This is a genomic window from Streptomyces jeddahensis (assembly GCF_001642995.1).
GTDB lineage: Bacteria > Actinomycetota > Actinomycetes > Streptomycetales > Streptomycetaceae > Streptomyces > Streptomyces jeddahensis.
On record NZ_LOHS01000071.1, the window covers coordinates 23,926 to 47,822 of the forward strand.

Below are 23,897 nucleotides of genomic sequence, written 5' to 3' on the forward strand. Positions count from 1 at the left end.
GGTCAGCGTGCGCGCGGAATGCCGTAGGCGCGCTCCACGTGCAGCCGCAGGACGAGACGGCGGTCGCGCACCATGGCCGCGCGGTAGTCGTCCCAGTCGGGATGTTCACCTTGGACGTCGCGGTAGAGCCGGACGAGTTCCTCGACGGTGTCGTCGTGCGCGTCCCGGGCGACCGGGGTGAGCTCGGCCGTGCCCTCGACGACCGTGTAGGCCCATCGGTCGTCGCTGGTCACGTGGTAGGAGGCCCGCGGGTCCCGGCGTAGATTGCGGGTCTTCGCCCGGTCGTCCGTGAGGGAGACCCGGATGATCCGTTCGTCGGGGTAGTAGGCGTGGTTGACGTTCGACAGCTGCGGCCGTCCGTCGCGTTTCAGCGTGACCAGCACCCCACCGTCGTACTCGGCGACCAAGCTGAGCAGCGCGTCCTGAGTCATGCACTGCTCAACGCGAACAGAAGGGCCGCGAATTCCGCACCGCGTGCGGCCCATCGCCTGCAAACGCGGGCGCCCCCGGCAGTCTGCACGACGCGACTCCCGCAGCCGCGCCGGGCCGGGGCGATGCATCTGGTCCGCCGGCGGGTAGCTGATCGCCTAGGCGAGAGCCGCCCCCGATGAGCGGTCGCGGCGCCTGCCGGGGGTTCCGGAAGACACCGCGACCGCCATGAAGCGGTGCTGCGGACGACGACCTCACGCGTGCGCTTCACGCAACGTGCGGCCACCGCTCCTGATGATGATCTTCCGGACTCAGCACAGGCAGGGATCCGTGCCCCAACCCAGGCCGATCACATCGCGGTCCCGCAGCGCCCCGGCGTAGGCCTGGAGCTCATCGACGTCGCCGCGCAGGTACTCGCCCCAGCCGTCGCCGACCTTGGCGCGGCCGATCTGCAGGGCGCCGGAGCTGGGCCAGCCGTTGGGGAGGGACGCGGTCGCGTCGGCGTTGGTGTTGCCGTCGAGGTAGAGCTTGACCTGGTCGGTCGCATCGTCGTAGACCACGGCCAGCCGGTGGCCCGTGCCTTCGCCGCCGTCCGCGGCCTCGATCTGGGACACCACCGTCTCGGGCGCGCCCGCCTCGTCCCGCTGCGGCATCACCAGCTGCCAGGCGTGGACCGACGGGTCGTAGCGGACCTTGAAGGCGTCCGTGTGCTCGCCGGCTTGCGACAGCACGGTCATCGGGCGGTCCGGTTCGGAGTCGGCGAGGCGGACCACCACGCCGACGGTGAAGCTGTCCGTGGTGTCGACGACGGCGGTTCCGGTGGTCGCGTACCCGCTCTCGCCGTCCAGCTGGAGGTGGCCGTCACCGACGAGCGCGTACGGCACGACGGGGCAGTCCGGGTCGAGCTCCGGGAGGCAGGAGCCGTCCGGGCCGCGGTGGATCGAGGCGCCCGGACCGAGCGTCAGCGGCGTTCCGCCGCTCTGCTCGGGGCTCACGCCGTCGGAGGCGTTCTCCAGGGACCAGTGGCCGAGCAGCGTCGGCTTGCGATGGGCGAGTTCGGTGACCTCGGCGGGCACCACAACCCGGTCGTACGCCCGGACGTCGCCGAGTGCGCCGTGCCAGCGGTCCCGGTAGCCGTCGCCCTTGCGGATGCGGCCCATCTGGAAGGCTCCGGTGGCCTCGGCGGGGGTCGCCTCGGCCCTGGTGCCGACTTCGTGGCCGTTGACGTACAGCTGTGCCTGGCCCGTCTCGGCGTCGTAGAGGCCCAGCAGATGGGCCCATTCGCCGGTCTCCGGGGCGCCGCCCGTGATCCGTGTGCCGCCGACCGCGAACGACCAGACGGGTCCGTCGTCCCGGGTGCGCAGCCCCAGGTCGAAACCGGCGGAATCCCCGGCGTCCTGGCTGGCCACGGTCATGTTCTGGTCCGTCTGCGCGGGACGCGCCCAGGCGCTGACGGCGAAGGTCTTGCGGATGTCGACGGCCGGGGCGTCCGGTGTGAGGAAGCCGTGGCTGCTGCCGTCGAGGTCCGCCACCGAGGCCAGCGACGTGCCCCGCGGCGCGGACGCGCCGAAGGCCACACCCGAGCCCGCGCGGGCGGCAGGCCCGGCCTCGGCCGCGGCGGTGGCGGATCCCGCCGCGTCACCCAGGGTCCAGTGGGCCACGGGGGCACGGCCGGACTTGATCCGGAACCAGTACGTGGTCGTCGTACTACTGCGGCCCGCCCGGTCGATCGCGCGGACGCTCAGATAGTCCGGGCCGGACCTCAGCGGCAGATGGCGGATGGTGACGGGTCCGCCGAGTTCGTCCGGCCGGGCGGTCAGCTGCGGGCCGCCGATGAAGCTGTAGCGGTACTCCACGACGTCGTCCGACGGCGAGTCCATGGTGAAGCTGCCGTAGACGCCGACGCCGTCCTGGATCTGCTCCTCCGGATAGTCCGTGGAGGTGACGACCGGCTTGTCCGGGCTGGTGTCGTCGTACACGAACTCGCAGACTGAACCCGCGCCCTCGGAGCTCCAGGCGGAGACGGCCGTGCCGTCGTTCGCGCGCACATGCCATGAGATGACGGTGTTCGCCGGGATGTCCTCCGGCATCCGCCAGAGTCGCCTCGTTCCTGACAGGGTCTCGTTCGTTGTGTATGTGCGGCGCTGCTCCACCCCGTCCGCGTCGGTCCACCAGGCCTCGAACTCGCCCTTGACCAGGTTGGCCTCGGCCGGCTGATTGTCGTCCTCCGGGTCGTGGAGCACGGCGCTGAGCGTGGGCGGCGCCCCGACGTAGGCCTTCTGCTCGCCCGTGGCGCACGGCTTGGTCCCGGTCTGCAGGTCCTGGACGAGCGGCTGACGCGGCGGCAGGTTCTCGGCCGCGTAGGCGGTGCCGGGCGCGGTCACCACCGCGACCGTGACGAGGCACCCCACGACAACGCGGCGGGGTCCGCGCCGACTCCCGCTGCTTATGGCACTGTTCACTTCTTCCCTCCCCGCTGCATGACCGAGCGTCACACAGGCCGCAGGAGGCTATCAGCGCCCACCGACAACACCAGCAGCCGACAACACCAGCACATTTACCCCGACCTTTTGGCTCCCGCCGCCGAGACCAATAGACCAATTCTTATACCGGTATTAGTATCACGGGCATGGTGAGGACTCCTTTGACTCCGTGGGAACGGCAGCGCGGAGAGCGGTTCGGGGCGCTGCTGCGCCAGGCGCGCGGTGACCGCAGCATGGTGGACGTGGCCGCGGCGGCAGGGGTGTCGGCCGAGACGCTGCGCAAGATCGAGACCGGACGGGCGCCGACTCCAGCCTTCTTCACCGTGGCGGCACTGGCCGCGGCGCTGGACGTGTCCCTCGACGAACTGGCCGCTGCCTGCCTGCCGGACAGCGACGTTGGTGACCAGGCCCTCTCTGCGTGATGCTCAGTGGCTCTCTGCGTGATTCTCCGTGGTCGGCGCGGGGCATCAGGAACGTCATGAACGCGAGGGACGGTTTCCAGGGGTTTACGAGACCATGAAATCCGTGGTCCGAGAGCGGCGGCGCGGGCGTGTACGAGCAGGGCGGGACGGTCTTGCACGAGCATGGCAGCGCGGTGGTGCACCTTGATCAGGCGGAGGCGGGCGATGGAACAGCTGCGGCAAGAGGTGGAGCCGGCCGAGGTGGGGCTCGACGCGGAGGCACTGGGGCGGCTGGACCGGCACGTCGCCCGTCTCGTCGACGAGGGCCGGCTGCCCGGCTATCTGGTGGCGCTGGCACGCCACGGCAAGGTCGCGCACCTCACGACGTACGGCTGCCGCAACCGGGAGACCGGCATCCCCGTCGAGAGGGACACCCTGTGGCGCATGTACTCGATGACCAAGCCGGTCACATCCGTCGCCGCCCTGATGCTCTGCGAAGAGGGACTCATCGGGCTGGACGACCCTCTCGCCCGCTATGTGCCGGCCTTCGCCGACCCCGAGGTGTACGACGGCGGCGAGGGCACCGACGTCAAGACCCGTCCGGCCGAGGGCCCCATCAGGATCCGCCACCTGCTGACCCACACCGCGGGCCTGACCTTCGGCTTCTACTACTCCCATCCCGTGGACGCCCTCTACCGGGCCGCCCGCCTGGAGTCCTCCGTACCACCGGGCGCCGACCTGGCGGAGACCTGCGATGTGTACGCGAGTCTGCCGCTGCAGTTCGAGCCGGGGACGCAGTGGAACTACTCCGTCGCCACCAACGTCCTGGGCCGGGTGATCGAGGTGGTGTCGGGCCGGCCCCTCGACGAGTTCTTCGCCGAGCGGATCTTCCGCCCGCTCGGCATGCAGGATGCCGGATTCTGCGTGACCTCCGACCAGGCCGAGCGGCTGGCCGAGCTCTACGGCGAGAACGCCGACGGCAGCATCAGCCCCATCCCCGGCCTGCCCTTGCACGGGCGGCCACGGTTCCTGTCGGGCAGCGGCGGCATGGTCGCCAGTGCCCTCGACTACCACCGCTTCATGGAGTTCCTCCGCCGGCGCGGCGAACTCGATGGCACGCGTCTGCTGACCTCGGCGACCGTCGACGCCATGGTGTCCAACCAGCTCCCCGGCGGCGCCGACCTGCGCACTTTCGGCAGCGCCGCCCACGCAGAACCCGGCAACTCGGGGATCGGCTTCGGCCTGGGCGTCTCCGTCGTCGTGGACCCGGACCGCACGCAGGCGCCCTCCCATCCGGGCACCTTCGGCTGGAGCGGCGTCGCGACCACGACGTTCTGGGTCGACCCGCAGAAGGACCTGACCGTGCAGTTCCTGACCCAGGTACGCCCGACGGCGTCCCACAGCCTCTACGCCGACATCAAACGCCTCGTGCACGACGCGATCGTCGACTGAGAGTGGTGAAGACTTGCACCATGAACCGCAACAGCCTTCCCGCGGTCCTGGCCGGTCTCTGCGCGACGGTGCTTCTGGCCGCTGGATGCTCCGGGGATGACGGGAAAGGGCCGGCACAGGACTCCAGGGGGGCGTCCGCGCCCGCACCCCCGACGTCGTCCTCGCAACCGGCCCACCGCGACACGGGCGAGGTCAACCGCAACGACGTGAACGGGGACGGCAAGGCCGACGTCGTCGTCAACGGCTGGTACAAGTACCCGAAAACCGGCGGCGAATGGTTCAACAACCGCTTCATCGCCTTCGCCTCGCCATCCGGACCCGACCCGGCCAGGGCCTTCAGGCTCGCGGAGGACTTCGCCAAGCCCGATCCCCGCATCGAAAGCTCCGCGATCTTCCAGGACAGGTCCGTCCAGTTCACCGGCGACCTGGACGACGACGGCCACGCCGACATCGTCGTACGCAACCGACTCAGCCACCGCAGCGGCGCGTCCACGCGTGACCAGCGCATCGTGTGGGGCGGCCCCAAGGGGGCGACGGGCGTGACCCGGTTGCCGTCGGAGAACGACGACGCCATCGCCACCGGCGACTTCGACGGCGACGGAGCGCTCGACCTGCTCACGCTGGCCGAGCCGAGTTCGGACTACGACCGCAGGCCCCAGCCCGCCACCATCCTGCACGGCCCGCTCAGCCGCGACGGTGGTGCTCCTCGTACGACCACCAGCGTCGACGTCGGCCATGACGGCTGGGTGCCCGTGGCCCACACGGTCGTCGGGGACTTCGACGGTGACGGCCGTGACGACCTGGTGACCAAGGCGGAGTACGACGAGGAGGACGCCCGCTTCGAGGACGAGGACATGCCGGACGTCGCCGACGCGGAGTTCTACCGCGGGACGCCCCAAGGGCTCCAGGAGGCCGGTTCCGTGCCCGGCATCACCAGCGACGATTCGGGACGGCCCGAAGTGGTGCCCATCGCCGCCGGCGACTTCGACGGTGACGGCCACGGGGACGTCCTCGGCCGCGTCTCGTACGACGAGGCGGTCGCCGTCTACGGCAGCGCGGACGGGCCGGGACACGGACGGGCCGCCACCAGCCTCGGTACGGTGCCCCTCACCGACCCCGTCGTCGGCGACGTCGACGGAGACGGCCGAGACGACGTCGCCGCGCAGTCCCGGGGACGGGACCGCCGCATCGGCCAGGTGGCTGTACTCCTCGGTGGTGCGGACGGTCTGAGCGCCGATCGCATCCTCAGGATCGACCGGCGCTCCATCGGTCTGGGCGGCTCACCGCAGCATTCCGGCGACCGGGACTTCTTCGGCTGGGACGTCTACCTCGCCGACCTCGACACGGACGGCCGCGACGAGCTTCTCATCGGCACCTTCGGCTTCAACAAGCCACGCAAGGATGCCGGTTACTGGATCCTCCACGGGACGAAGACCGGACCGTCCACCATCGACCGGCACTTCGTCAGGACCAAGGACTTCGGTGCAGACTGACGCCGCCCCGGGCCGCCTTCCGGCAGGCCCGGGCGGTTCAGGTGCCGTTCAGCTGCCGCCGTCCACGAGCACACACCGCGTACCCGTGTAAATCGTCGGCATACAGCGGTTGCAGTGGATGCACAGCGATGTCGTGTCCCGGTCGGCCGCCAGACGGTTGATCAGATCCGGCTCGCGGAGGAGCGCCCGCGCCATGGCCACGAACTCGAAGCCTTCGGCCATGGCCCGGTCCATCGTGTCGCGGCCCGTGATCCCGCCGAGCAGGATCAGCGGTAGATCGAGCGCGGCCCGGAACTGCCGGGCGGATTCCAGGAGGAACGCCTCCCGGTACGGGTAGGCGATGAGGAACCTCTTCCCGAGCAGCTTGATGCCCAGTTGCTGGGGCCGCGGAAAGGTCTCGGCGAACTCCCTGACGGGGGCATCGCCTCGGAACAGGTACATGGGGTTCAGCAGCGAACTCCCCGCCGTCAGTTCGAGCGCGTCGACGCTGCCGTCCTCCTCCAGCCACTTCGCCGTCTGGATGCTCTCGTCGAGCCAGATGCCGCCGGGGACACCGTCGTCCATGTTGAGTTTGGCCGTCACCGCGATCCGGCCGCCGACCTCGTCGCGTACGGCCCGCGCCACGCCACGCGCGACCTTCGCGCGGTTGGCGAGGCTCCCGCCGTACTCGTCCTGGCGCTTGTTGATCTTCGGGTTGAGGAACGAGCTGGCGAAGTAGCTGTGGCCCAGGTGGATCTCCACGGCGTCGAAGCCGGACTCGACGGCGATGCGGGCCGCCTCGGCGTGGGCCCGTGTGATGCGCGCGATGTCGTCCGCGGTGGCGGGCCTGGTCATCCGCATGCTGAGGGGATTGAACAGGTGGCCGGGGCCGAGCGAGGGCAGTCCGTTGGACCTCGCGTCGGCGACCGGCCCGGCATGGCCGAGCTGCGCCGACACCGCCGCGCCCTCGGCGTGCACGGCGTCGGTGAGGCGGCGCAGGCCGGGAACGGCCTCGGGCCGCATCCAGATCTGGCGGCGCTCGGTACGGGGCCCTCGGGCGCGACGGCACAGTACGCCACCGTCGTCATGCCCACACCCCCTGCGGCGGGGCGACGGTGGTACTCGATCAACTCGTCGGTGACCAGGGCGTCAGGCGTCACGCCCTCGAAGGTCGCCGCCTTGATGACACGGTTCCGCAGGGTGACCGGGCCGAGCTTGGCCGGGGTCAGGACATCCGGGGCCTCGCGGCGGGGGGCTCTGGCCATGTCACTCTCCCTGTGCGGCGGTCGAGGGTGGAGTGGGGCCTGCGCTCCAGCCGCCGTCGACGGCGATCTCCGCACCCGTGAGATACGAGGCGTCGTCGGAGGCGAGGAAGGTGACGAGCCCGGCGACGTCCTCCGGGAGGCCGACCCGGCGCAGGGCGACGGCCTGGTGGCGGCCCGCACCGCGCGGCGGCGCGACGCCCGCGACCATCGGCGTGTCGATCATGCCGGGATGCACGGAGTTGACCCGGATCCCGAACTCACCCAGTTCGAGCGCGGCCGTCTTCGTCAGCCCGCGCAGCCCCCACTTCGACGCGCCGTAGCCGCCCGTGCGGGCGAGTCCGGTCAGTCCGGCCACCGACGAGACGTTGACGATGGCGCCGCCGCCCGCGCGGCGCATGGGCTCAAGGACGGCACGGATGCCGAGGAAGGGCCCGACGAGGTTGACCTTGAGCACCGACTCGAAGGACTCCGCGGTCTCGTCGGCGAGCGGTCCGCTGCGGTACACGCCCGCGTTGTTGACGAGGATGTCGAGGCGTCCGAATTCGGCGACGGCGGTGTCGACGGCGGCCGCCCACCGGGACTCGTCCGTCACATCGAGCCGGATGGAGCGGGCGGTGGGGCCGATGGAGCGGGCAACCTCGGTGCCCTCGTCGTCGAGGATGTCGCCGATCACGACGTTGGCGCCGAGGGCGGCGAACAGCCGCGCCTCCGCCTCGCCCTGCCCGCGCGCCGCCCCGGTGACCAGCGCAGTCCTGCCGTTCAGCGAGATCATCGGGCAGCTCCCTGCGCGGCCGCGGCCGCATCCACGTGGTCCGCCTCGCCCGCGCGGTCCGGTCCACCCGGTGAGAAGTGCGGGATGACGTGCCGCCCCCACTGCCGGATGGTCTCCATGCACACCTCTTGCGGCACGGTGCCCATCTGCACCAGACACATCACCTCGTCCACACCGGCCGCGCGCAGCCGTTCGACGTACGCGATGGCGTCGGCCGCGTTGCCGTAAGCGTGCTCGGGGTTGTATACGGCGGTTGTGGTGGGCCGTACCGGGATCCTTGCCTCGTTGAGATGGGCGACGACCTGCTCCGCCGCGGACCGCATCCGCCGCGCCTCGGTCGCGCTGTCGGTGTCCTCGGCCACCGTGTCGTCCTCGGTCACCGCGTCGTCGGGCACCCCTCCGCCTCCGTACCAATGGGCGATCGCCTGAGCGAAGAAGCGCTGGCCGCGTATCCCGACGGCGCGGGCGCGCTCGCGGTCGTCAAGGACGATCGTCGGGCACAGCGCCGAGAAGTGGTCGTTGACCTCCGTCGACACGAGCTGTGTGCCGTCGCGTCCGGCCACGCACGCGTCGTAGAACCGCTTCATCGACGCGACCTCGTCCGGTCCTGCGAAGCCCATCACCAAGGCTCCGACGCCGAGTTCTGCGGCACGAGCGAGTGTCTGCTGCTTGCTGCAGGCGAGGAAGAGCGGCGGATGCGGGCGCTGCACGGGACGCGGCAGGACGGGGTGCGGATCGATGTCCAGCAGGTCGCCGTGCCACTCGAGCTCGTCCTGCTGCCAGGTGCGGCCGATGATCCGCAGGGCCTCCTCGACCTCCGCCTGGGTGCGCTCGGGGTCGACTCCGCACAGCGAGGTCTCCTGCTGTGTGGCACCGCGGCCGGCTCCCAGGTCGAGCCGCCCGCCGGACAACAGGTCGAGCATGGCGGCGCGTTCGGCCACGCGCACCGGATGGTTGAAGCGGAACGGCATGCACACCACCCCGTGCCCGACCCGGATGCGGCTGGTGCGGGCCGCCACCCAGGTGAGGAAGACCTCCGGGGCGCTCATGTGCGCGTACCACTTCAGGGCATGGTGCTCGACGGCCCAGACCCGGTCGAAGCCCATCTCCTCGGCGAGCACGGCCTGTTCCACGCAGTCGCGGATGACCTGGTGCTCGGAATCGGGGTCCGGGTTCGCCAACTGGGCCTCGAAGATGACGGAGAACTTCACTGCACCTCCTGGGGAGTTGCGCGGATCGTGCGGACGGTTGCAGATCTTGCGCTGGTGCGGTGCGGCTATTTCAATTAGTCATATGACTACTCGTCAGGTCAAGGGTCAAGGCGACGGTTCCGATCCGGGTGGTTCGGATACGGGCGGTTCGGATACGGGCGGTTCCGATCCCGGTGGCACCGCAGAGGGTGGCGGTGGGCGGTTGCCGGCCACGGCGTGGGCGGTGCTCGGCCTGCTGTCGTTCCCAGGCGAACGCACCGGCTACGAGCTGAAGAAATGGGCCGACGCGTCCCTCACCTTCTTCTACTGGTCGCCCGCCATCAGCCAGATCTACGCGGAACTGCGCCGCCTGGAAGGACGCGGGTACGCCTCCTCGCGGGTCGCCGCCCAGGGCGACCTGCGCAACAAGCGGCTCTACGCGATCACCGACGCCGGGCGGGCGGCCCTGGCGCGCTGGGCGGACACGGCGGACGCCGGACCGGCGGTACTCAAACACCCGCTGGTGCTGCGGGTCTGGCTCGGCCACCTCGCGGACCCGGCCGGCCTGCGAAGTCAGCTGCGGGCACATCTGGACCGTACGAAGGCGCAGCTACGGGAGATCGCGCACGCCCAGGAGGTCTCACGCGAGGCCGGCCGGTGGCCGTACCCGGAGGTCGCCCTGCGCTGGAGCGAGAGGCAGCACCGGGCGGAACTGGAGCTGGCGGAGGCGATGCTCGCCGATCTGGAGCGACTGTGGGAGCCGGGGGATGAGGCGCCTGGCGAGGAGGCGCTTGGCGATGAGGCGCCGGGCGACCAGGCCGCCCGCGGGTCGTGACGACCCGGCAACCCGCAGGACGTAACGACCCGGCCGCCTCAGGCAGTTACCGCACGCTGTCGGTCGCCGCCCCGCGCTGCTGTGGAATGGCGGCCGTGGGGAGCTCGGCCTGGTGGACGGTGACGGTGCGCTTTGGAGCGGGGACCGAGATGCCCTCAGCCCGGTAGCGCTGGTGCAGGCGCTTGATGAACTCGTGCTTGATCCGGTACTGGTCGCTGAACTCGCCGACCCCCAGGATGACCGTGAAGCCGATCCGGGAATCGCCGAACGTGTGGAAGCGTACGGCCGGTTCATGGTCCGGGACGGCTCCGGTGATGTCGGTCATGACCTCCTCGACCACCTCGCTCGTGACCTGCTCGACGTGCTCGAGGTCGCTGTCGTAGCCGACGCCCACCTGGACCGTGATCGACAGCTGCTGTTCCGGGCGGCTGTAGTTGGTCATGTTCGTACCGGCGAGCTGGGCGTTCGGGATGATGACGAGGTTGTTGGAGAGGTTGCGCACCACGGTGTTGCGCCAGTTGATGTCCTCGACATAGCCCTCTTCGCCGCTGCTGAGCCGGATGTAGTCGGCGGGCTGCACCGTCTTGGCGGCGAGGATGTGTACGCCCGCGAAGAGGTTGGCCAGGGTGTCCTGCAAGGCGAGCGCGACCGCCAGACCGCCCACGCCCAGCGCGGTGAGCAGGGGCGCGATGGAGACGCCCAGGGTCTGCAGCATGACGAGAAAGCCCATGGCCAGCACCACGACGCGTGTGATGTTGACGAAGATGCTGGCCGATCCGGCGACCCCTGATCTGGACTGCGCGAGGGACCGCACCAGACCCGTGATCACGCGGGCCGCGGTGAGCGTCGCTGCCAGGATGAGAAGCGCTGTCAGCGTCATATTGACGTTGTGTCCGACGCGCGCGGTCAGCGGTAGTGCCGTCGCCGCGACGGCCGCGCCCGCGGCGATCGCCGCCCAGGGCGCAAGCGTTCGCAGGGCGTCGACGATGACGTCGTCGCCGCTCCACCGCGTCCTGCGGGCCCGGTCGCTGAGCCAGCGCAGGGTCGCGCGCAACAGCAGGCCTGCCGCGATCCCGGCGGCGACCGCGATCCCGGCGACGATCAGGTCGTGGAGTGTGAGGGCCCGGTTCATTCTTCCTCTCCCGTTGCGGGGTGTGCGGTCACGTCGGGACGCATACGAAGTTGCGTCCGATGTGATCGCACATCCTGCCGTATACGGGAGGGTTCGCCGCAGGGTGGGCCCAGCCCCTATGCGCCGTCACTCTCCTCCGCCGCGCGCTTGCACTCCTCGACCACGTGCTTGTCCACGGCCGCGCGGACAAGGGCGGCCGCGAACGCGGCGGGCTCCGCGTCCCCCGCCAGGCGCGCCAGTTTCGCCGGAGTGTCCGGCAGGCCCAGGCGCTTGGCTCCCTCCCGGGCCTTCCCGTCCAGGTAGGGAGCGGCCTCGGGCCAGACGGCCTGTACCTCGCGCAGGAAGATGTCCGCCCCGGCCGGGCCCAGCCCCGGCACCTCCTGCAGCAGGCTGCGCAGCTTGTCCAGGTCGCCGCCCGCCTCGTCGCGCATCCGGCGCAGATCGCCGCCCCATCGGTCGAGCACCAGCTGCGCGCCGTCCCCGAGTTGTGTCGCCGTACGTTCGTCGTAGCGCCGGTAGCCGCCGCGGCCGAGGGCGTCGACGCGCTCCTGCCAGTCGGAGTCGGCCATGTGGCGGGGGTCGCGCAGCCCCGCTTCCCTGAGTTCCCTGGTCGATGCAACGGCGGCGCTGCTGCGGATCCGCGCGCTGAGCAGACAGGCCAGAACGAGTGTCTGGTAGAGCGGTTGCGGGGTGTTCTTGAGGCGGATGCCCGCGTCCTCGGCGTAGGTGTGACCGTAGGACGTGAGCAGCTCCTTGATCACCTTCTGCTGAGCGGGCATGGCAACCTCGTTTTCTCGGTCCTACGTCCGCAGCGGCGCGTCCTCGGCCTGGAACATCCAGTGCTGCTTCTCGAGCGTGGCCGTGATGTCGATCAGGAGTTCCTGGGTGACGAGATCGGCCTGTTCGGTGGCCGCGATGTGCTCCCGAAGCCGTCCGACGGCCGTCCCGAGTGCGTCGACGAGGAGCTCCACGACCGCGGTGTCCTGCAGCCATCCCTCCTTCGGAGCGGGCAGGGCGCAGGCCGAGGCGATCGTCTGGGGACGACCGTCTGGGGAGACGCCGAGCGCGGCCGCGCGCTCCGCGACGGCGTCCGCGTACGACCGGGCCGCGTCGACCACCTCGTCCAGCTGCAGGTGGATGCTGCGGAAGCGCGGGCCGACGATGTTCCAGTGGGCCTGCTTGGCGATGAGGGACAGCCCGAGCAGATCCACCAGTGTGTCCTGCAGCGCCTCCCCGGTGATCTTGAGTGCCGTGTCGGGAAGCGTGCTCTTCACAACGCCCATTCTCTCCATCTCCTCCGGCGCGTCCGGGTACGCGGATCGGTCGGCTCCTCGGCTCATCGCGGCTCACGAGGATTGCGCGGCTCGCGCGGCGTACTGGGCGCGCCTGTCGGACGTACGACTCAGCGTTCCGACGGTCGGGTGCCCGGAGGGCGCAGGTGAAAACAGGAGTGCGGGCGAGGAGGCAGAGCCCATCCGGAAACCGGAATCAGCGGTTGGACCCGAGTGAAAGGGTCATTCCATCCAGAATCGGGCATTTTTCTAGAGTGGTGGCGATGTGAGGCGCGGCTTGACGGTACGGCGCTCCGCGTGCAGCCACTGAGGCACGCACCGTGACCATGAGGGCGTCCTCGAAAGGAGCGGATCGTGAGCAGTACATCCGGAACATCCGGGACATCCGGAAAGAGGATCGTGGTCACCGGAGCCACCGGGAACCTGGGCACCAGCCTGCTGCAGAGCCTCGCCGAGGACGAGACGATCGACTCCGTGCTCGGGCTCGCCCGCCGGGTGCCCGACTGGACGCCCCAGAAGACCGAGTGGGCGTCGGCGGACGTCGCCAAGGAGGAGACCGACCTCACCCAGCACTTCCGCGGAGCGGACGCGGTCGTCCACCTGGCCTGGCAGTTCCAGCCCACGCGCGATCCCGCGGCGACCTGGCGTACGAACGTCCTGGGCAGCGTGCGCGTGTTCCAGGCAGTCGGGGCCGCCGGTGTCCCGGTGCTGGTCCACGCCTCGTCGGTCGGTGCCTACTCGCCCAAGCCGAAGGACGGCGCCGTGGACGAGTCCTGGCCCACGCACGGCTGGCCCGAGGCGGCGTACTGCCGTGAAAAGGCCTATCTGGAGCGGACACTCGACGCCTTCGAGCCGGAGAACCCCGCGATCCGGGTGGTCCGCCTGCGGCCCGCGTTCATGTTCAAACAGGAGTCGGCGAGCGAGCAGCGGCGTCTGTTCGCGGGCCGGTTCATGCCCGGGCAGCTTGCCCGGCCCGAGCTGCTTCCGGTCGTGCCGGACGTGCCGGGCCTGCGGTTCCAGGCCCTGCATACGGAGGACGCGGCACACGCCTGCCGCCTGGCCCTGAGCCGTACCGTGCAGGGCGCCTTCAACCTGGCCGCGGAACCGCCGCTCGACGCCATGGCGCTCGCCGAGCTGTTCCACGCCCGGGTGATGCGGGTGCCGACACGCGCGGCAAGGTCCGCACTGGCCGCGGCGTGGGGACTGCACCTGGTCCCGGCGTCACCCCAGCTGTTCGACGCGATGATCAGGCTGCCGCTGATGGACTGCTCGCGAGCGCAGGACGAGCTCGGCTGGCGTCCCGAGCACACCGCGATCGAGGCCCTCGAGGAACTGCTGCGCGGTATGCGCAGGGGCGCCGGGATGCCGACGCCTCCCCTCGCGGGGAGCAAGGCCGCGTGACCGCCGCGTGGCCTGGAATGCGCGACATCGCGGGGGCGCCACGGTAGAACGCAGGTAGCGCGGAAGACAGGTAGCGGACAGGCAGCGCGGAAGACAGGCAGCGGACAGGCAGCGCGGAAGACAGGCAGCGGAACAGAGCACCGCAGGGAGCGACGGAACTCATGGCGAAGATCCTTTTCGTGGTCACCGGGTCCGATCACTGGACGCTGGCCGACGGCACCCGGCACCCGACCGGCTTCTGGGCCGAGGAGGCCGTCGTCCCCTACGAGGCCTTCAAGAACGCGGGCCGCGAGATCACGGTCGCCACGCCCGGCGGCATCGTGCCGACCGTCGACCAGGCCAGCCTCGCCCCCGAGTTCAACGGCGGTCAGGAGGGCGCCGAGCGCATCGCGAAGGGCCTGGAGTCCTTCACCGAACTGCAGGGGCCGGTCAGGATCGAGGACGTCGACCTCGACGAGTACGACGCCGTCTACATCCCCGGCGGCCACGGCCCCATGGAGGACCTGGCCGCCGACGCCGACTCGGGCGCGCTGCTGACCAGGGCGCTGCGGTCGGGCAAGCCGCTCGCCGTCGTCTGCCACGGGCCCTCCGCGCTGCTGGCCGCGAGGAACCCGGACGGCACCTCACCCTTCGCCGGCTATCGGCTGACCGCCTTCACCAATGCGGAGGAGACGCAGGGCGGCCTCGCGGACAGGGCGGCATGGCTGCTGCAGGACCGCCTCGTGGAGATCGGCGCCGACTTCCAGGAGGGGGAGCCCTGGGCCCCGTTCGTGATCATGGATCGCAATCTGGTGACCGGCCAGAACCCGTCGTCGTCGGCCCCGGTGGCTGCGGAGGTGCTCAAGGCGCTGGGCTGACCCTCTCGGTGGGCCGGGCCCGGCTGGGCTGGTCCGCGGTCCGGCGGGGCGGTGAGGTGGGGCCGTAAGTAGTGGGTATGCGGTGAGGCGTAGTGGGCGTCACGTCGGGCGCCCCTTACGCGCCCGGATGGCCGGGCATAGCATCGGTCTCCGCATGGACACGATCACGCTCTGGCACATCACCCCGTGGGAGTTCGCCGCGCTCGCAGCGGCGGCCGCGCTCGTCGGCTTCTCCAAGACCGCGGTGAGCGGCGCCAACACCGTCAGCCTCGCCATCTTCGCCGCCGTACTGCCCGCCCGCGGTTCGACCGGGGTACTCCTGCCGCTCCTGCTGGTCGGCGACGTGCTAGCCGTCCGCACGTACCGTCGGCACGCCCACTGGCCGACCCTGTGGCGGCTGTTCCCGGCGGTGATCGCAGGGGTGCTGGCGGGCACGCTGTTCCTCATGTGGGCGGGCGACGGGGCGGTGCGTACGTCGATCGGTGCGATCCTGCTGCTGATGGCGGCCGTCACGGTATGGCGGCGGCGCACCGCCACCGAGGCGGCGCCGGAAGAGGTGACGACGCGGGCGGGCCGGGCCAAGGCCCGCTCCTACGGTGTCCTCGGCGGATTCACCACGATGGTCGCCAACGCGGGCGGCCCGGTCATGTCGATGTATCTTCTTTCCGCGGGCTTCCGGAAGCTGAGTTTCCTGGGCACGTCGGCGTGGTTCTTCCTGATCGTCAACGCCTCGAAGGTGCCCTTCAGCGTCGGCCTCGGCCTCATCGACGGCCACTCGCTGCTGCTGGACGCCGCCCTCGCGCTGTTCGTCATCCCCGGCGCGTACCTGGGCAAGATCGCCGTCCACCGCATCAACCAGCGTCTCTTCGAGCGGCTCGTGATCGCGGCGACCGTGGTGGGCGCGGTGCAGTTGCTGCTGCGGTGAGGGCGCGCGGAGGCTTCGCGCGACGGGCGCGGTGGCGTTGCGGGCGCGGCTGGCGGGCGTGGCGGACGTGCTCGGAGGCGTGGGGACGTGCTCGGAGGCGTGGCGGATGTGCTTGTGGGCGCGGCTGGTGTGCCGGCGGGCGCGGCGAGCGTGGTTGTGGGCCCGGCTGGTGTGCTTGCGGGCGCGGAGCGCGTCCGGTGCTGGGCGACGCCGGGTCTGCGTGCCGGGGCTGATCCCGCGTACCGCCCCGCCATGTCCTCCCCGTACGCTTGACGGCATGTCTGCGCACGTCCTGGTCCTCGGCGGCACGACCGAGGCCCGCGAGCTCGCGGCCGAGTTGACGGCGCGCCCGGGCGTACGGGTCACCACATCGCTGGCCGGGCGGGTGTCCCAGCCGGGCGCACTGCCGGGCGACGTGCGCATCGGGGGCTTCGGCGGCCCCGATGGCCTGGCGACGTGGCTCCGCGAGCACGGCGTGGACGCCGTCGTCGACGCCACGCATCCCTTCGCAGCCACCATCAGCGCCCATGCGGCGCGCGCCGCGGCCGTCGCCGGCGTACCCGCCGTTCTGCTGCGCCGGCCGGGCTGGGAGGCGGGCCCGGGCGACCGCTGGCACGCGGCCGCGACGCTCGCCGAAGCGGCGGCGCTGCTGCCGGGCCTAGGCCGTCGCGCCTTCCTGACGACCGGCCGACTGGGCCTGGCCGCCTTCGCGCACCTGGACGACCTCGATTTCCTCGTACGGTCGGTGGAGGCGCCCGAGCCGCCTCTGCCGCGCCGCACCCGGATCGTCCTCGCCCGGGGCCCGTTCACGACGGACGGCGAGGCCGCACTGATGCGCGCCCACCGCATCGACATCCTGGTGACCAAGGACAGCGGCGGCGCGGCCACGGCCCCCAAGCTCGCGGCGGCCCGGGCGCTCGGCATACCGGTCGTGATCGTACGGAGGCCTCCGGCGCCGGAGGGGATAGCGGTGGTCCCGGACGTCGCGACGGCCCTGTCCCACCTCGGGATCAGGTGAGGCGGGACTCAGACGTGCGGCAACCGCTCACTCCCTTGTCCGCCTGCGGAGCAGATACGTGTCCATGATCCAGCCCTTACGCTCCCGAGCCTCCGCGCGCACCCTCGTGATGCGCGGCGCCACCTCGCCGAGCGGGCCGGATATGAGGATCTCGTCGGGCGTGCCGATGTAGGCGCCCCAGTAGATGTCGATGTCTTCGCCCGCGTACTTCTCGAACGTCTGGTGGGCGTCCAGCATCACCACCACGTCGTCGACGCCTTCGGGGAACCCCTCCGCCAGCCTGCGGCCCGTGGTGATCTGCACCGGCCTGGCGACCCTGTTGAGCCCGGTCCGATGCCTGGCGACCAGCGCCGAGACGCTGCTGATGCCCGGCACGACGTCGTACGTGAAGCTCACCGAGCCGCGCTCCAGGATCTCCTCCAGGATGCCCAGCGTGCTGTCGTAGAGCGCCGGGTCGCCCCACACCAGGAAGGCGCCGCTGTCGTCCTCGCCCAGTTCACGGGCGATCAGATCCTCGTAGATGTCGGCACGGCGGCTGCGCCAGTCCCCGACGGCGGGGGAGTAGGCCGCACCGCCGGCGGCCCGGTCGCGGTCCGGATCGCGCGCCTCGACCAGGCGGTACGCCCCATCCGGTATGTGCGCGTCGAGAATGTCACGGCGAAGCTGGACGAGGTCCGACTTCTCCTCGCCCTTGTCCAGAATGAAGAACACGTCGGTGCTCTTCAGCGCCTTGACCGCCTGCAGGGTCAACTGGTCGGGATCGCCCGCCCCGATGCCGATGACATGAATCTTTCGCACGCCCCGAGTCTGCCCCACGCCACTGACAACCGACGCACCGCCCGGCCACTCGGCGGCGGTCACTCACGGCCCGCCTCGCCCTCGCGCTCACCCCCGCGCAACCGCGGCGCCCAGGCTGCCGCGTCGACGGCCGACTCCTCCCGCTCCACAACGCCCGCCAACTCCCGCGCCCACAGAACAAGTTCCGGCACGGCGATCCCGTACGGGTATCCCCGCCCCGAGACCGAGCGCCACTCCTCGATGGCGGCCGCGCCGCGCCGCAGCAGTCGCGCCCCGCCCGTCGCGTTACCGCGTGCCGCATGCGTGAGCCCCACCGCCAGCTGTGCCAGCCCACGCCACAGCGCGCGCTCCTCCGCAGGCCCCGACTTCCAGGCGTCCTCGAACACCTCGTGGGCGTGGAACGGCTTGCCCGCGTCCAGCAGCGACTGTGCCTCGGCGACCGTCTCGCCGGGCGCGCGCGTCACCCCTTCCGGCTGCCGGTCGACCCCCTCCGCCCCGTAGGGCAAGGGCCGCCCGAGACCGTCCCGCGGCCTCGCATTACGCGCGCGGCCTTCCATGTCGCGGTCCCGTCCGCCGCCTGCTTCGGCCCGAGGTGCTGTGCTCATACGGAGATTGTCGCGCGCCCCGCAGCCCCAGTCCTGCCCCGACCTGGCCCACCCCTACCACAGACGGCCCCCCACCCGCCCGTCAGGCCGAGACCGCCTCACGGCCTCCGGACGCCGGCGGACCATCCCTCCGGATGCGGGCAGACCCGGCCTCGTCACCCGCAGATCGTCGCCTCCCGCGTACCGACTTCGGAGCACCCTCTGACGTGAGGTAATGTTCTTTCTGCGCGATCACGCGGACCACCCGCGGAAAGCGCACCGGGACGTGGCGCAGCTTGGTAGCGCACTTGACTGGGGGTCAAGGGGTCGCAGGTTCAAATCCTGTCGTCCCGACATTTATGTCGGTTAAAGCCGCAGGTTAGGGGCCATCTTCGGATGGCCCCTAACGCGTGTTTGGGAGCGGAGTGGGAGCGAGTGGGGCTTCCTGCGCCATGCGGAGGCGGCGGCCGCCCGATACGGCCTGGACACCCGCACGATTCTCGTCGAGGTCGGACGGCGCGGCATGGTCGGCGGCCAGGAAGACATGATCACGGACATCGCTCTCGACCTCGTGGCCAAGGGGCAGCCGGCGTCTTCCTGATCCATGGCAGTGGCGTCGCTCATCGAGGCCACTGCCGGCCCGCCACACGCACCCGGCCCCTTCCTCCAGGCATGAAGGAGAGGGGCCGGGTGCGTCGTCACGCGCGCTCGGCCACCCTGCGCAGGGCGTCGAAGCCGTACACGTATCCGTGGATGCCGGCGCCGATGAAGACGGCTTCGGCGATGTCGGAGAAGTAGGAGTGGTGCCGGAACGGCTCACGCTTGTGCACGTTGCTGACATGCACCTCGGCGAGTGGGGTCTGTGTCGCGAGGAAGGCGTCGCGCAGAGCAATGGACACGTGGGTGAGGCCGCCCGGGTTGATGACGACCCCGTCGCATTGGCCGCGCTCGTCGTGGAGGCGGTCGATCAGGGCACCCTCGTGGTTGCTCTGGAAGAAGTCGACCCGGTAGCCGGCCTCGTCGGCCCGGGCCCGTACCAGCTTCTCGACGTCGGCGAGGGACTCGGCACCGTACAGGTCGGGTTCGCGGGTGCCGAGGAGGTTCAGGTTGGGTCCGTTGAGGACCACGATGCGCCGGTGTGGCTCTTGCATGCCGATGTCTCCTTCACAGGTGGGTGGATGGTGGCCGGTGTGCGCTCGGGGTTGCCGAGGTGTTCCAGGGGGATGCGGGCGGTCTCGCGGCCCGCGCAGGCGGCCATCGCCGAGAGCAGGCACAGGCCCGCGATCAGGGCGGCGACCGGCACCCAGCCGGCGCTTCCGGTCCCCATCAGGGCCGCGGCGATGGTGGGCGTGAACCCGAGGGCCAGGTTGGCGAACTGGGTCGACACGGCCATGCCGGTGTAGCGGACGCGGGCGTCGAACATCTCCGCGTACAGCGTGGGGGCGATGCCGTTGGGGGCGGAGTACACGACGCCGGACATCAGGACCGTTGCCGCGACGATGAGCCAGATGTTCTGCGTCACGATGGCCGCGAAGAACGTGGGCACGCAGACGGCGCAGCCGACGGCGCCCAAGGCGAACACCGGGCGGCGGCCCACGCGGTCCGCGAGCCGGGCCCACAGCGGGATGGCCACGACCGCCACCACGTTGGCGACCGCGATGACGAGCAGCATCCGGGACTCCGGCACCGACCAGGTCTCGGTCGCGTAGGACAGGCCGAAGACGGTGACCGCTGTCGACACGACGGCGAACAAGTGGCACACGACGATGCGCAGGAACGAGCGCCAGTAGTAGCGGACGAAAGGAACGAGGGGGACCTTCACCACCTCCTCGTCGCGCTGCAGCTTCGCGAACTCCGGCGGCTCGGTGAGGCGGCTGCGCACCCAGTACGCGAAGGCCACCACGATCGCGCTGGCCCAGAACGGCACCCGCCAGCCCCACGCGTACATGGCCTCCTTGTCCAGTGCCGCGATGGGCAGGAACGCCAGCGTCGCCACGACCAGGCCGGCCTGCGTACCGGAGAGCGTGAAGCTGGTCCAGAACGCCCGATGCCCCTCCGGGGAGTGCTCGAGTGTCATCGAGCTGGCGCCGCTCTGTTCCCCCGCTGCGGACAGACCTTGCGCGATCCTGCACACGACGAGGAGCACGGGGGCGGCGACGCCCGCGGTGTCGTAGCTGGGCAGGCAGCCGATGGCGAAAGTGGACACTCCCATCAGCGTGAGGCAGAAGACCAGGACGCGCTTGCGGCCGATGCGGTCACCGAAGTGGCCGACGAAGAAGGCGCCCACCGGGCGGGCGATGTAGGCGACGGCGAAGGTCGACAGTGACGCGAGGGTCGCGGCGGCGGGGTCGGCGTCGGGGAAGAAGACGTGGCTGAAGACCAGTGCCGACGCGGAGCCGTAGATGAAGAAGTCGTAGTACTCGACCATGCTGCCGAGGAACGCCGCGAGTGCGGCGCGCCGCGGGGTGTGCTCGTGGGGCCGGGACCGTTCCTGGACTCTCTGCGTGGCGCTGTCCGGGGCTCTGGACATGGGGATCTCCTTGCGGCTCGGATCCGAGGGGGCTCGGATCGGGTCAGGCGCTTCGTCGGGCGAGACCCCGGAATCCTGTGACGCCGGTCACGGCCGGGTCCAAAGGTGTGATCCGGTCACCGGATCAGGCTGTGCTCCCGCCCGGTTCGACCCGGTCAGCGGGTCATCGGTGTTGGAGCCCGCCGCGCCCGCGACGAGGATGGGCCAGACGAGGTGAGAGGAGGCCGGATGGCCAGGAACAGCTCGACGCCTTCGACGCAGGGCGGGGCGGCGATGATGATCGCGAGCCATGTGACGCTGACCGGGGCGGGATTCGGCGAGCCTCCCCGCCATGACTTCGCGGCTCGCTGCGCCGCGGCGGCGGCAGCCGGGTTCGACGGCGTGGGGTTGCACGCCGCCGACCCGGTCTTCGACGACGGAGACGCGGTCGGACTGCGCCGCGTACGGCAGGCACTCGACAGCTCCGGGCTCCGGCTCATGGAGATCGAGTTGCTGACCGGATGGACGGACGGGACCGCGGGGACCAGCGCGGCGGACGGGGCATCGGTACGCCGTCTGCTCGCGCTGGCCGAGGCGTTCTGCCCGCACCATGTGACGGCAGGGACACTGGATCCGGGTCCGGTCGATGCCGAACGGGCCTCCCGGGCGCTGAGGGAACTCGGGGACAGGTTCGGTGAATTCGGCACCCGCGTCGCGGTGGAGGGGTTCGCCTGGTCCGGGCTCGGCGATCCGCGCACCTGGCGCGAGGTGGTGCACGGCTGTGCCTCGCCGTGGGTGGGCTTCATGGTCGACACCTGGCACTTCCGCAACGGCGACGGCACACATGACGAGGCGCTCGATCTCCTGGGCGACCGCATCGCCGCTGTGCAGCTCAACGACGGGCGGATCGTGGCCGGTGACCACATGCGCCATGCACGTGAGGAGCGGCACCTGCCGGGCGAGGGCGAACTGAGGCCGGGTGCCCTCGCCCACGCGCTCCGTGCACGCGGTTACGACGGGCCGTGGGCCGTGGAGAGTTGCGATGCATGGCTGCAGACCGCGCCGGCCAAGGCGGCGGCCTCGGCCGCTTTCGGCGCGCTCGCGGCGGCCATCGGTTAGCCGCCGGCCACATGGCGGTCCCGCGCGCCCGCCTCGGCCTCCGCGGCCATGGGGTGGTGCTCCGGCTGCGCCGGCCGGCGCAGCCGGACGGTGAGCGCGTCGGCAGTGCTGGCCACCACAGGGCCGATACGTCCCATGCGCTGGACGATCCTCGCTCGGGGCCCCCACACCGACACCGCCGCGGCCGGTTGTCCGTCGGGACCGAACACGACGGCGGCGCAGGACCCGGTCGACCGGCTCAGCTCTCCGTCGTCCACGGCCCAGCCCCTACGGCGGGTGAGGTCCAGTTCGCGTTCGAGCGCAGACACCGTGGTGATCGTGTTCGGGGTATGGGCGCGCAGCCACAAACGCCCCAGAACATCGGCGAGTTGAGGTTCGGACAGCCCGGAAAGCCACGCCTTGCCGACAGCGGTGCAGTGAATCGGCCGTGTCGTGCCCAGCTGGGTGGTCGCGGGACTGGGCATCGGCCCGAGCTCGCGATGAACGAAGACCATGGTGTCGCGCAGCGGGATGGCCACGCCGCAGGTCTCCCGGGTGAGTTCCATGAGGTGACGGACCAGTTCGGGTGCCGCCTGTGCCACCTGTGACCGGCTGAGTACGGACAGGCCGAGCCGGAGCGCCTCGGGCCCGATCTCCCACCGGCCCGGCTCGTCGGCGAGGGCGAGGAAACCCCATGCGGTGAGCCGCTCTGCCAGGCGGTAGGCGGTACTGCGGCTCGTCCCGGCGACCTCCGCGATCTCGGTCGCGGTCGCGCCGTGCGCACCGGCCATGTGCCGGAGCACGGCAAGGGCCCGGTCCAGCGGCCCGGTGAGGGCGGGCGGTCGGGGATCGGAAGGAGGTCCAGGGGCGGCATCGCTCATGGGGCTCAGCCTGCCACGACCCTGGAATCGGGCGTCCCGAGCGGGCACGGCCTGCGGCCACCGCGACGGCCCGGTCCTGGACTGCCCCGAGCCGACAGGCCGTCGCAGCCGCCGGGACACCTGCCCCCCGGCTGTCGCAGCGAGCGCGAAGATTCCGCCGGGCCCTGGGACCTGCCGCGCGCCGTGGCTAGCGTCATGGCACGACACCGCGGCCCGAGTCCCAGGAAGGCGAGGTTCTCCATGCCACCAGCGGTCATTGCCGAAGCCCGTGGGAGTACGGGCGACGCGGCCGCGCCCGGTCGACGCCGGGTCGGTGCCGTCGTGCCGGACAACGGCGTGGCCCGCGTCTCCGCGGTCCTCGACTGCTTCGGCGTCCGCACCGAGCACCTCAGCGTATCCGAGCTCTCCCGCCGGTCCGGTCTGCCCAAGTCGACCACGTCACGCCTGGTCGCGGACATGGTCGGGCACGGGCTGCTCGAGCGCGACGGTGCGGCGCTGCGCCTCGGGTGCCGCATCTTCGAGTGGGGCCAGCACGTCCCGCGGCGACGCGCGCTGCGGGACGTCGCCCTTCCGTTGATGTCCGATCTACGGGCGGCAACCCGGCTCAGCGTCCATCTGGCGGTCCTTGACGGCGCCGACGTCGTCTACGTCGAGGTCGTGCGCGGGGACCAGGTGCCGCACATGCCGTCCCAGGTCGGCGGCCGAATCCCGGCCCACGCGACGGCAGTCGGCAAGGCGATGCTGGCGTTCGCGCCCCGTCGCACATTCGACGAGGTCGTGGCGTCGGGCCTGCCCCGTGTCGGCCCGCGCACCCTCACCACGCCCCGCGCGCTGGCTCGGGAACTGGAGCGGATACGACGGGACGGACTCGCTTGCGAGCAGGAGGAGTCCGGACCGGGCATCGCATGCGTCGCCGGTCCGATCCTCGACCGGGACCGCAAACCGGTGGCCGCGCTCTCGGTCTCCGGGTGGAGCGGCCGCCTCCAGCCGAACCGGGTGGCACCTGCCGTACGTACCGCCGTGCTCACGGCGGGCCGGATGCTGAGCTCGACTGACTGACCGGCCCGGCGAGGTGTCCCGCTGACCCGGACAGCGCGATGGAC

The 23,897-nt window shown here is 71.1% G+C and carries 23 protein-coding genes, 1 tRNA gene and 1 pseudogene; 12 read left to right on the forward strand and 13 right to left on the reverse strand.

From position 1 onward, the window contains the following. Nucleotides 1-2: 2 nt before the first annotated feature. The gene (locus STSP_RS12940) at nucleotides 3-431 is read right to left on the reverse strand and encodes a PPOX class F420-dependent oxidoreductase (protein ID WP_067276318.1); all 429 of its coding nucleotides are present in this window, start codon (nucleotides 429-431) and stop codon (nucleotides 3-5) included. A 309-nt stretch (nucleotides 432-740) separates the two neighbouring features. Continuing rightward, nucleotides 741-2,816 carry a LamG domain-containing protein gene (locus tag STSP_RS12945; RefSeq protein WP_408646282.1) on the reverse strand — a complete coding sequence of 692 codons (2,076 nt, stop codon included), beginning with the start codon at nucleotides 2,814-2,816 and terminating at the stop codon, nucleotides 741-743. Between the two features lie 242 nt (nucleotides 2,817-3,058). Here STSP_RS12945 and STSP_RS12950 point away from each other — a divergent pair, with 242 nt between their 5' ends. The 3 genes from STSP_RS12950 to STSP_RS12960 all read left to right on the forward strand — a co-directional run bounded on the left by STSP_RS12950 (nucleotide 3,059) and on the right by STSP_RS12960 (nucleotide 6,258). Beyond that, nucleotides 3,059-3,334 carry a helix-turn-helix domain-containing protein gene (locus tag STSP_RS12950; RefSeq protein WP_067276321.1) on the forward strand — a complete coding sequence of 92 codons (276 nt, stop codon included), beginning with the start codon at nucleotides 3,059-3,061 and terminating at the stop codon, nucleotides 3,332-3,334. A gap of 204 nt (nucleotides 3,335-3,538) precedes the next feature. After that, entirely contained in the window at nucleotides 3,539-4,765 is a 1,227-nt protein-coding gene (locus STSP_RS12955; protein ID WP_067276322.1) for a serine hydrolase domain-containing protein, read from the forward strand. 20 nt (nucleotides 4,766-4,785) lie between these two features. Next, on the forward strand, nucleotides 4,786-6,258 hold the full coding sequence (locus STSP_RS12960; RefSeq protein WP_067276325.1) for an FG-GAP repeat domain-containing protein: 1,473 nt from the start codon (nucleotides 4,786-4,788) through the stop codon (nucleotides 6,256-6,258). 48 nt (nucleotides 6,259-6,306) lie between these two features. Here the strand turns inward: STSP_RS12960 and STSP_RS12965 are convergent, their stop codons facing one another. The 3 genes from STSP_RS12965 to STSP_RS12975 form a co-directional block, all read right to left on the reverse strand. Next, nucleotides 6,307-7,260 (reverse strand): NADH:flavin oxidoreductase, encoded by a 954-nt coding sequence (locus tag STSP_RS12965; RefSeq protein ID WP_408646279.1) that lies wholly within the window; start codon nucleotides 7,258-7,260, stop codon nucleotides 6,307-6,309. Nucleotides 7,261-7,503: 243 nt separating this feature from the next. Next, a complete protein-coding gene (locus tag STSP_RS12970; protein WP_067276328.1) occupies nucleotides 7,504-8,274 on the reverse strand; it encodes a glucose 1-dehydrogenase in 771 nt (256 codons plus the stop codon). Next, complete coding sequence (locus STSP_RS12975) at nucleotides 8,271-9,485, reverse strand: LLM class flavin-dependent oxidoreductase (protein WP_067276331.1); 1,215 nt, start codon at nucleotides 9,483-9,485, stop codon at nucleotides 8,271-8,273. Before STSP_RS12975 ends, STSP_RS12970 begins: the two co-directional genes overlap by 4 nt. Nucleotides 9,486-9,567: 82 nt before the next feature. On the opposite strand from STSP_RS12975, the gene STSP_RS12980 reads away from it, so the two are divergent. After that, entirely contained in the window at nucleotides 9,568-10,299 is a 732-nt protein-coding gene (locus tag STSP_RS12980) for a PadR family transcriptional regulator (protein WP_107441279.1), read from the forward strand. Between the two features lie 46 nt (nucleotides 10,300-10,345). Here the strand turns inward: STSP_RS12980 and STSP_RS12985 are convergent, their stop codons facing one another. The 3 genes from STSP_RS12985 to STSP_RS12995 all read right to left on the reverse strand — a co-directional run bounded on the left by STSP_RS12985 (nucleotide 10,346) and on the right by STSP_RS12995 (nucleotide 12,714). Then, nucleotides 10,346-11,431, reverse strand: coding sequence for a mechanosensitive ion channel family protein (locus tag STSP_RS12985; RefSeq protein WP_067276333.1), 1,086 nt, complete (start codon nucleotides 11,429-11,431; stop codon nucleotides 10,346-10,348). 116 nt (nucleotides 11,432-11,547) lie between these two features. Beyond that, nucleotides 11,548-12,210, reverse strand: coding sequence for an HhH-GDP family DNA glycosylase (locus tag STSP_RS12990; protein ID WP_067276345.1), 663 nt, complete (start codon nucleotides 12,208-12,210; stop codon nucleotides 11,548-11,550). Nucleotides 12,211-12,231: 21 nt separating this feature from the next. Beyond that, a complete protein-coding gene (locus STSP_RS12995; protein WP_067276346.1) occupies nucleotides 12,232-12,714 on the reverse strand; it encodes a Dps family protein in 483 nt (160 codons plus the stop codon). Between the two features lie 363 nt (nucleotides 12,715-13,077). On the opposite strand from STSP_RS12995, the gene STSP_RS13000 reads away from it, so the two are divergent. From STSP_RS13000 to STSP_RS13015, 4 genes are all read left to right on the forward strand, one after another. Beyond that, complete coding sequence (locus STSP_RS13000) at nucleotides 13,078-14,124, forward strand: NAD-dependent epimerase/dehydratase family protein (protein WP_067276356.1); 1,047 nt, start codon at nucleotides 13,078-13,080, stop codon at nucleotides 14,122-14,124. Nucleotides 14,125-14,285: 161 nt separating this feature from the next. Continuing rightward, nucleotides 14,286-14,981 carry a type 1 glutamine amidotransferase domain-containing protein gene (locus tag STSP_RS13005; RefSeq protein ID WP_067276359.1) on the forward strand — a complete coding sequence of 232 codons (696 nt, stop codon included), beginning with the start codon at nucleotides 14,286-14,288 and terminating at the stop codon, nucleotides 14,979-14,981. Between the two features lie 154 nt (nucleotides 14,982-15,135). Next, a complete protein-coding gene (locus STSP_RS13010) occupies nucleotides 15,136-15,906 on the forward strand; it encodes a sulfite exporter TauE/SafE family protein (RefSeq protein WP_067276361.1) in 771 nt (256 codons plus the stop codon). A gap of 277 nt (nucleotides 15,907-16,183) precedes the next feature. Continuing rightward, nucleotides 16,184-16,924, forward strand: a complete 741-nt coding sequence (locus STSP_RS13015) for a cobalt-precorrin-6A reductase (protein ID WP_067276365.1) — start codon at nucleotides 16,184-16,186, stop codon at nucleotides 16,922-16,924. 27 nt (nucleotides 16,925-16,951) lie between these two features. Here STSP_RS13015 and cobF read toward each other — a convergent pair whose 3' ends face one another. Beyond that, on the reverse strand, nucleotides 16,952-17,722 hold the full coding sequence (cobF, locus tag STSP_RS13020; protein WP_067276610.1) for a precorrin-6A synthase (deacetylating): 771 nt from the start codon (nucleotides 17,720-17,722) through the stop codon (nucleotides 16,952-16,954). 59 nt (nucleotides 17,723-17,781) lie between these two features. Then, nucleotides 17,782-18,327, reverse strand: coding sequence for a DUF309 domain-containing protein (locus STSP_RS13025; RefSeq protein WP_067276367.1), 546 nt, complete (start codon nucleotides 18,325-18,327; stop codon nucleotides 17,782-17,784). A gap of 259 nt (nucleotides 18,328-18,586) precedes the next feature. Between STSP_RS13025 and STSP_RS13030 the strand changes: the two genes are divergently transcribed. Together STSP_RS13030 and STSP_RS37015 are read left to right on the forward strand one after the other, a co-directional pair. After that, nucleotides 18,587-18,660, forward strand: a tRNA-Pro gene (locus tag STSP_RS13030). Nucleotides 18,661-18,748: 88 nt separating this feature from the next. Further along, nucleotides 18,749-18,907: pseudogene (locus STSP_RS37015) on the forward strand (4-hydroxy-2-oxovalerate aldolase); the annotation flags it as partial. A gap of 97 nt (nucleotides 18,908-19,004) precedes the next feature. Here STSP_RS37015 and aroQ read toward each other — a convergent pair. Next, complete coding sequence (gene aroQ / locus STSP_RS13035; RefSeq protein WP_067276370.1) at nucleotides 19,005-19,457, reverse strand: type II 3-dehydroquinate dehydratase; 453 nt, start codon at nucleotides 19,455-19,457, stop codon at nucleotides 19,005-19,007. Then, entirely contained in the window at nucleotides 19,409-20,836 is a 1,428-nt protein-coding gene (locus STSP_RS13040) for an MFS transporter (RefSeq protein WP_078067134.1), read from the reverse strand. The genes aroQ and STSP_RS13040 overlap by 49 nt, the downstream gene beginning before the upstream one ends. Nucleotides 20,837-21,064: 228 nt before the next feature. Here STSP_RS13040 and STSP_RS13045 point away from each other — a divergent pair, with 228 nt between their 5' ends. Next, the gene (locus STSP_RS13045) at nucleotides 21,065-21,934 is read left to right on the forward strand and encodes a sugar phosphate isomerase/epimerase family protein (protein ID WP_078067135.1); all 870 of its coding nucleotides are present in this window, start codon (nucleotides 21,065-21,067) and stop codon (nucleotides 21,932-21,934) included. On the opposite strand, the gene STSP_RS13050 is transcribed toward STSP_RS13045, so the two are convergent. Then, entirely contained in the window at nucleotides 21,931-22,794 is an 864-nt protein-coding gene (locus tag STSP_RS13050) for an IclR family transcriptional regulator (protein ID WP_078067136.1), read from the reverse strand. The genes STSP_RS13045 and STSP_RS13050 overlap by 4 nt on opposite strands. A 240-nt stretch (nucleotides 22,795-23,034) precedes the next feature. On the opposite strand from STSP_RS13050, the gene STSP_RS13055 reads away from it, so the two are divergent. Then, on the forward strand, nucleotides 23,035-23,853 hold the full coding sequence (locus tag STSP_RS13055) for an IclR family transcriptional regulator (RefSeq protein WP_078067137.1): 819 nt from the start codon (nucleotides 23,035-23,037) through the stop codon (nucleotides 23,851-23,853). Nucleotides 23,854-23,897 lie beyond the last annotated feature (44 nt).

Bases quoted from the DNA above. Each gene is read 5' to 3' on its own strand.
- STSP_RS12940 (WP_067276318.1), bottom strand. From the start codon at position 431: ATGACTCAGGACGCGCTGCTCAGCTTGGTCGCCGAGTACGACGGTGGG.
- STSP_RS12950 (WP_067276321.1), top strand. From the start codon at position 3,059: ATGGTGAGGACTCCTTTGACTCCGTGGGAACGGCAGCGCGGAGAGCGG.
- STSP_RS12955 (WP_067276322.1), top strand. From the start codon at position 3,539: ATGGAACAGCTGCGGCAAGAGGTGGAGCCGGCCGAGGTGGGGCTCGAC.
- STSP_RS12960 (WP_067276325.1), top strand. From the start codon at position 4,786: ATGAACCGCAACAGCCTTCCCGCGGTCCTGGCCGGTCTCTGCGCGACG.
- STSP_RS12965 (WP_408646279.1), bottom strand. From the start codon at position 7,260: ATGCGGCCCGAGGCCGTTCCCGGCCTGCGCCGCCTCACCGACGCCGTG.
- STSP_RS12970 (WP_067276328.1), bottom strand. From the start codon at position 8,274: ATGATCTCGCTGAACGGCAGGACTGCGCTGGTCACCGGGGCGGCGCGC.
- STSP_RS12980 (WP_107441279.1), top strand. From the start codon at position 9,568: ATGACTACTCGTCAGGTCAAGGGTCAAGGCGACGGTTCCGATCCGGGT.
- STSP_RS12985 (WP_067276333.1), bottom strand. From the start codon at position 11,431: ATGAACCGGGCCCTCACACTCCACGACCTGATCGTCGCCGGGATCGCG.
- STSP_RS12990 (WP_067276345.1), bottom strand. From the start codon at position 12,210: ATGCCCGCTCAGCAGAAGGTGATCAAGGAGCTGCTCACGTCCTACGGT.
- STSP_RS12995 (WP_067276346.1), bottom strand. From the start codon at position 12,714: ATGGGCGTTGTGAAGAGCACGCTTCCCGACACGGCACTCAAGATCACC.
- STSP_RS13005 (WP_067276359.1), top strand. From the start codon at position 14,286: ATGGCGAAGATCCTTTTCGTGGTCACCGGGTCCGATCACTGGACGCTG.
- STSP_RS13010 (WP_067276361.1), top strand. From the start codon at position 15,136: ATGGACACGATCACGCTCTGGCACATCACCCCGTGGGAGTTCGCCGCG.
- STSP_RS13015 (WP_067276365.1), top strand. From the start codon at position 16,184: ATGTCTGCGCACGTCCTGGTCCTCGGCGGCACGACCGAGGCCCGCGAG.
- STSP_RS13025 (WP_067276367.1), bottom strand. From the start codon at position 18,327: ATGAGCACAGCACCTCGGGCCGAAGCAGGCGGCGGACGGGACCGCGAC.
- aroQ (WP_067276370.1), bottom strand. From the start codon at position 19,457: ATGCAAGAGCCACACCGGCGCATCGTGGTCCTCAACGGACCCAACCTG.
- STSP_RS13040 (WP_078067134.1), bottom strand. From the start codon at position 20,836: ATGTCCAGAGCCCCGGACAGCGCCACGCAGAGAGTCCAGGAACGGTCC.
- STSP_RS13045 (WP_078067135.1), top strand. From the start codon at position 21,065: ATGGCCAGGAACAGCTCGACGCCTTCGACGCAGGGCGGGGCGGCGATG.
- STSP_RS13050 (WP_078067136.1), bottom strand. From the start codon at position 22,794: ATGAGCGATGCCGCCCCTGGACCTCCTTCCGATCCCCGACCGCCCGCC.
- STSP_RS13055 (WP_078067137.1), top strand. From the start codon at position 23,035: ATGCCACCAGCGGTCATTGCCGAAGCCCGTGGGAGTACGGGCGACGCG.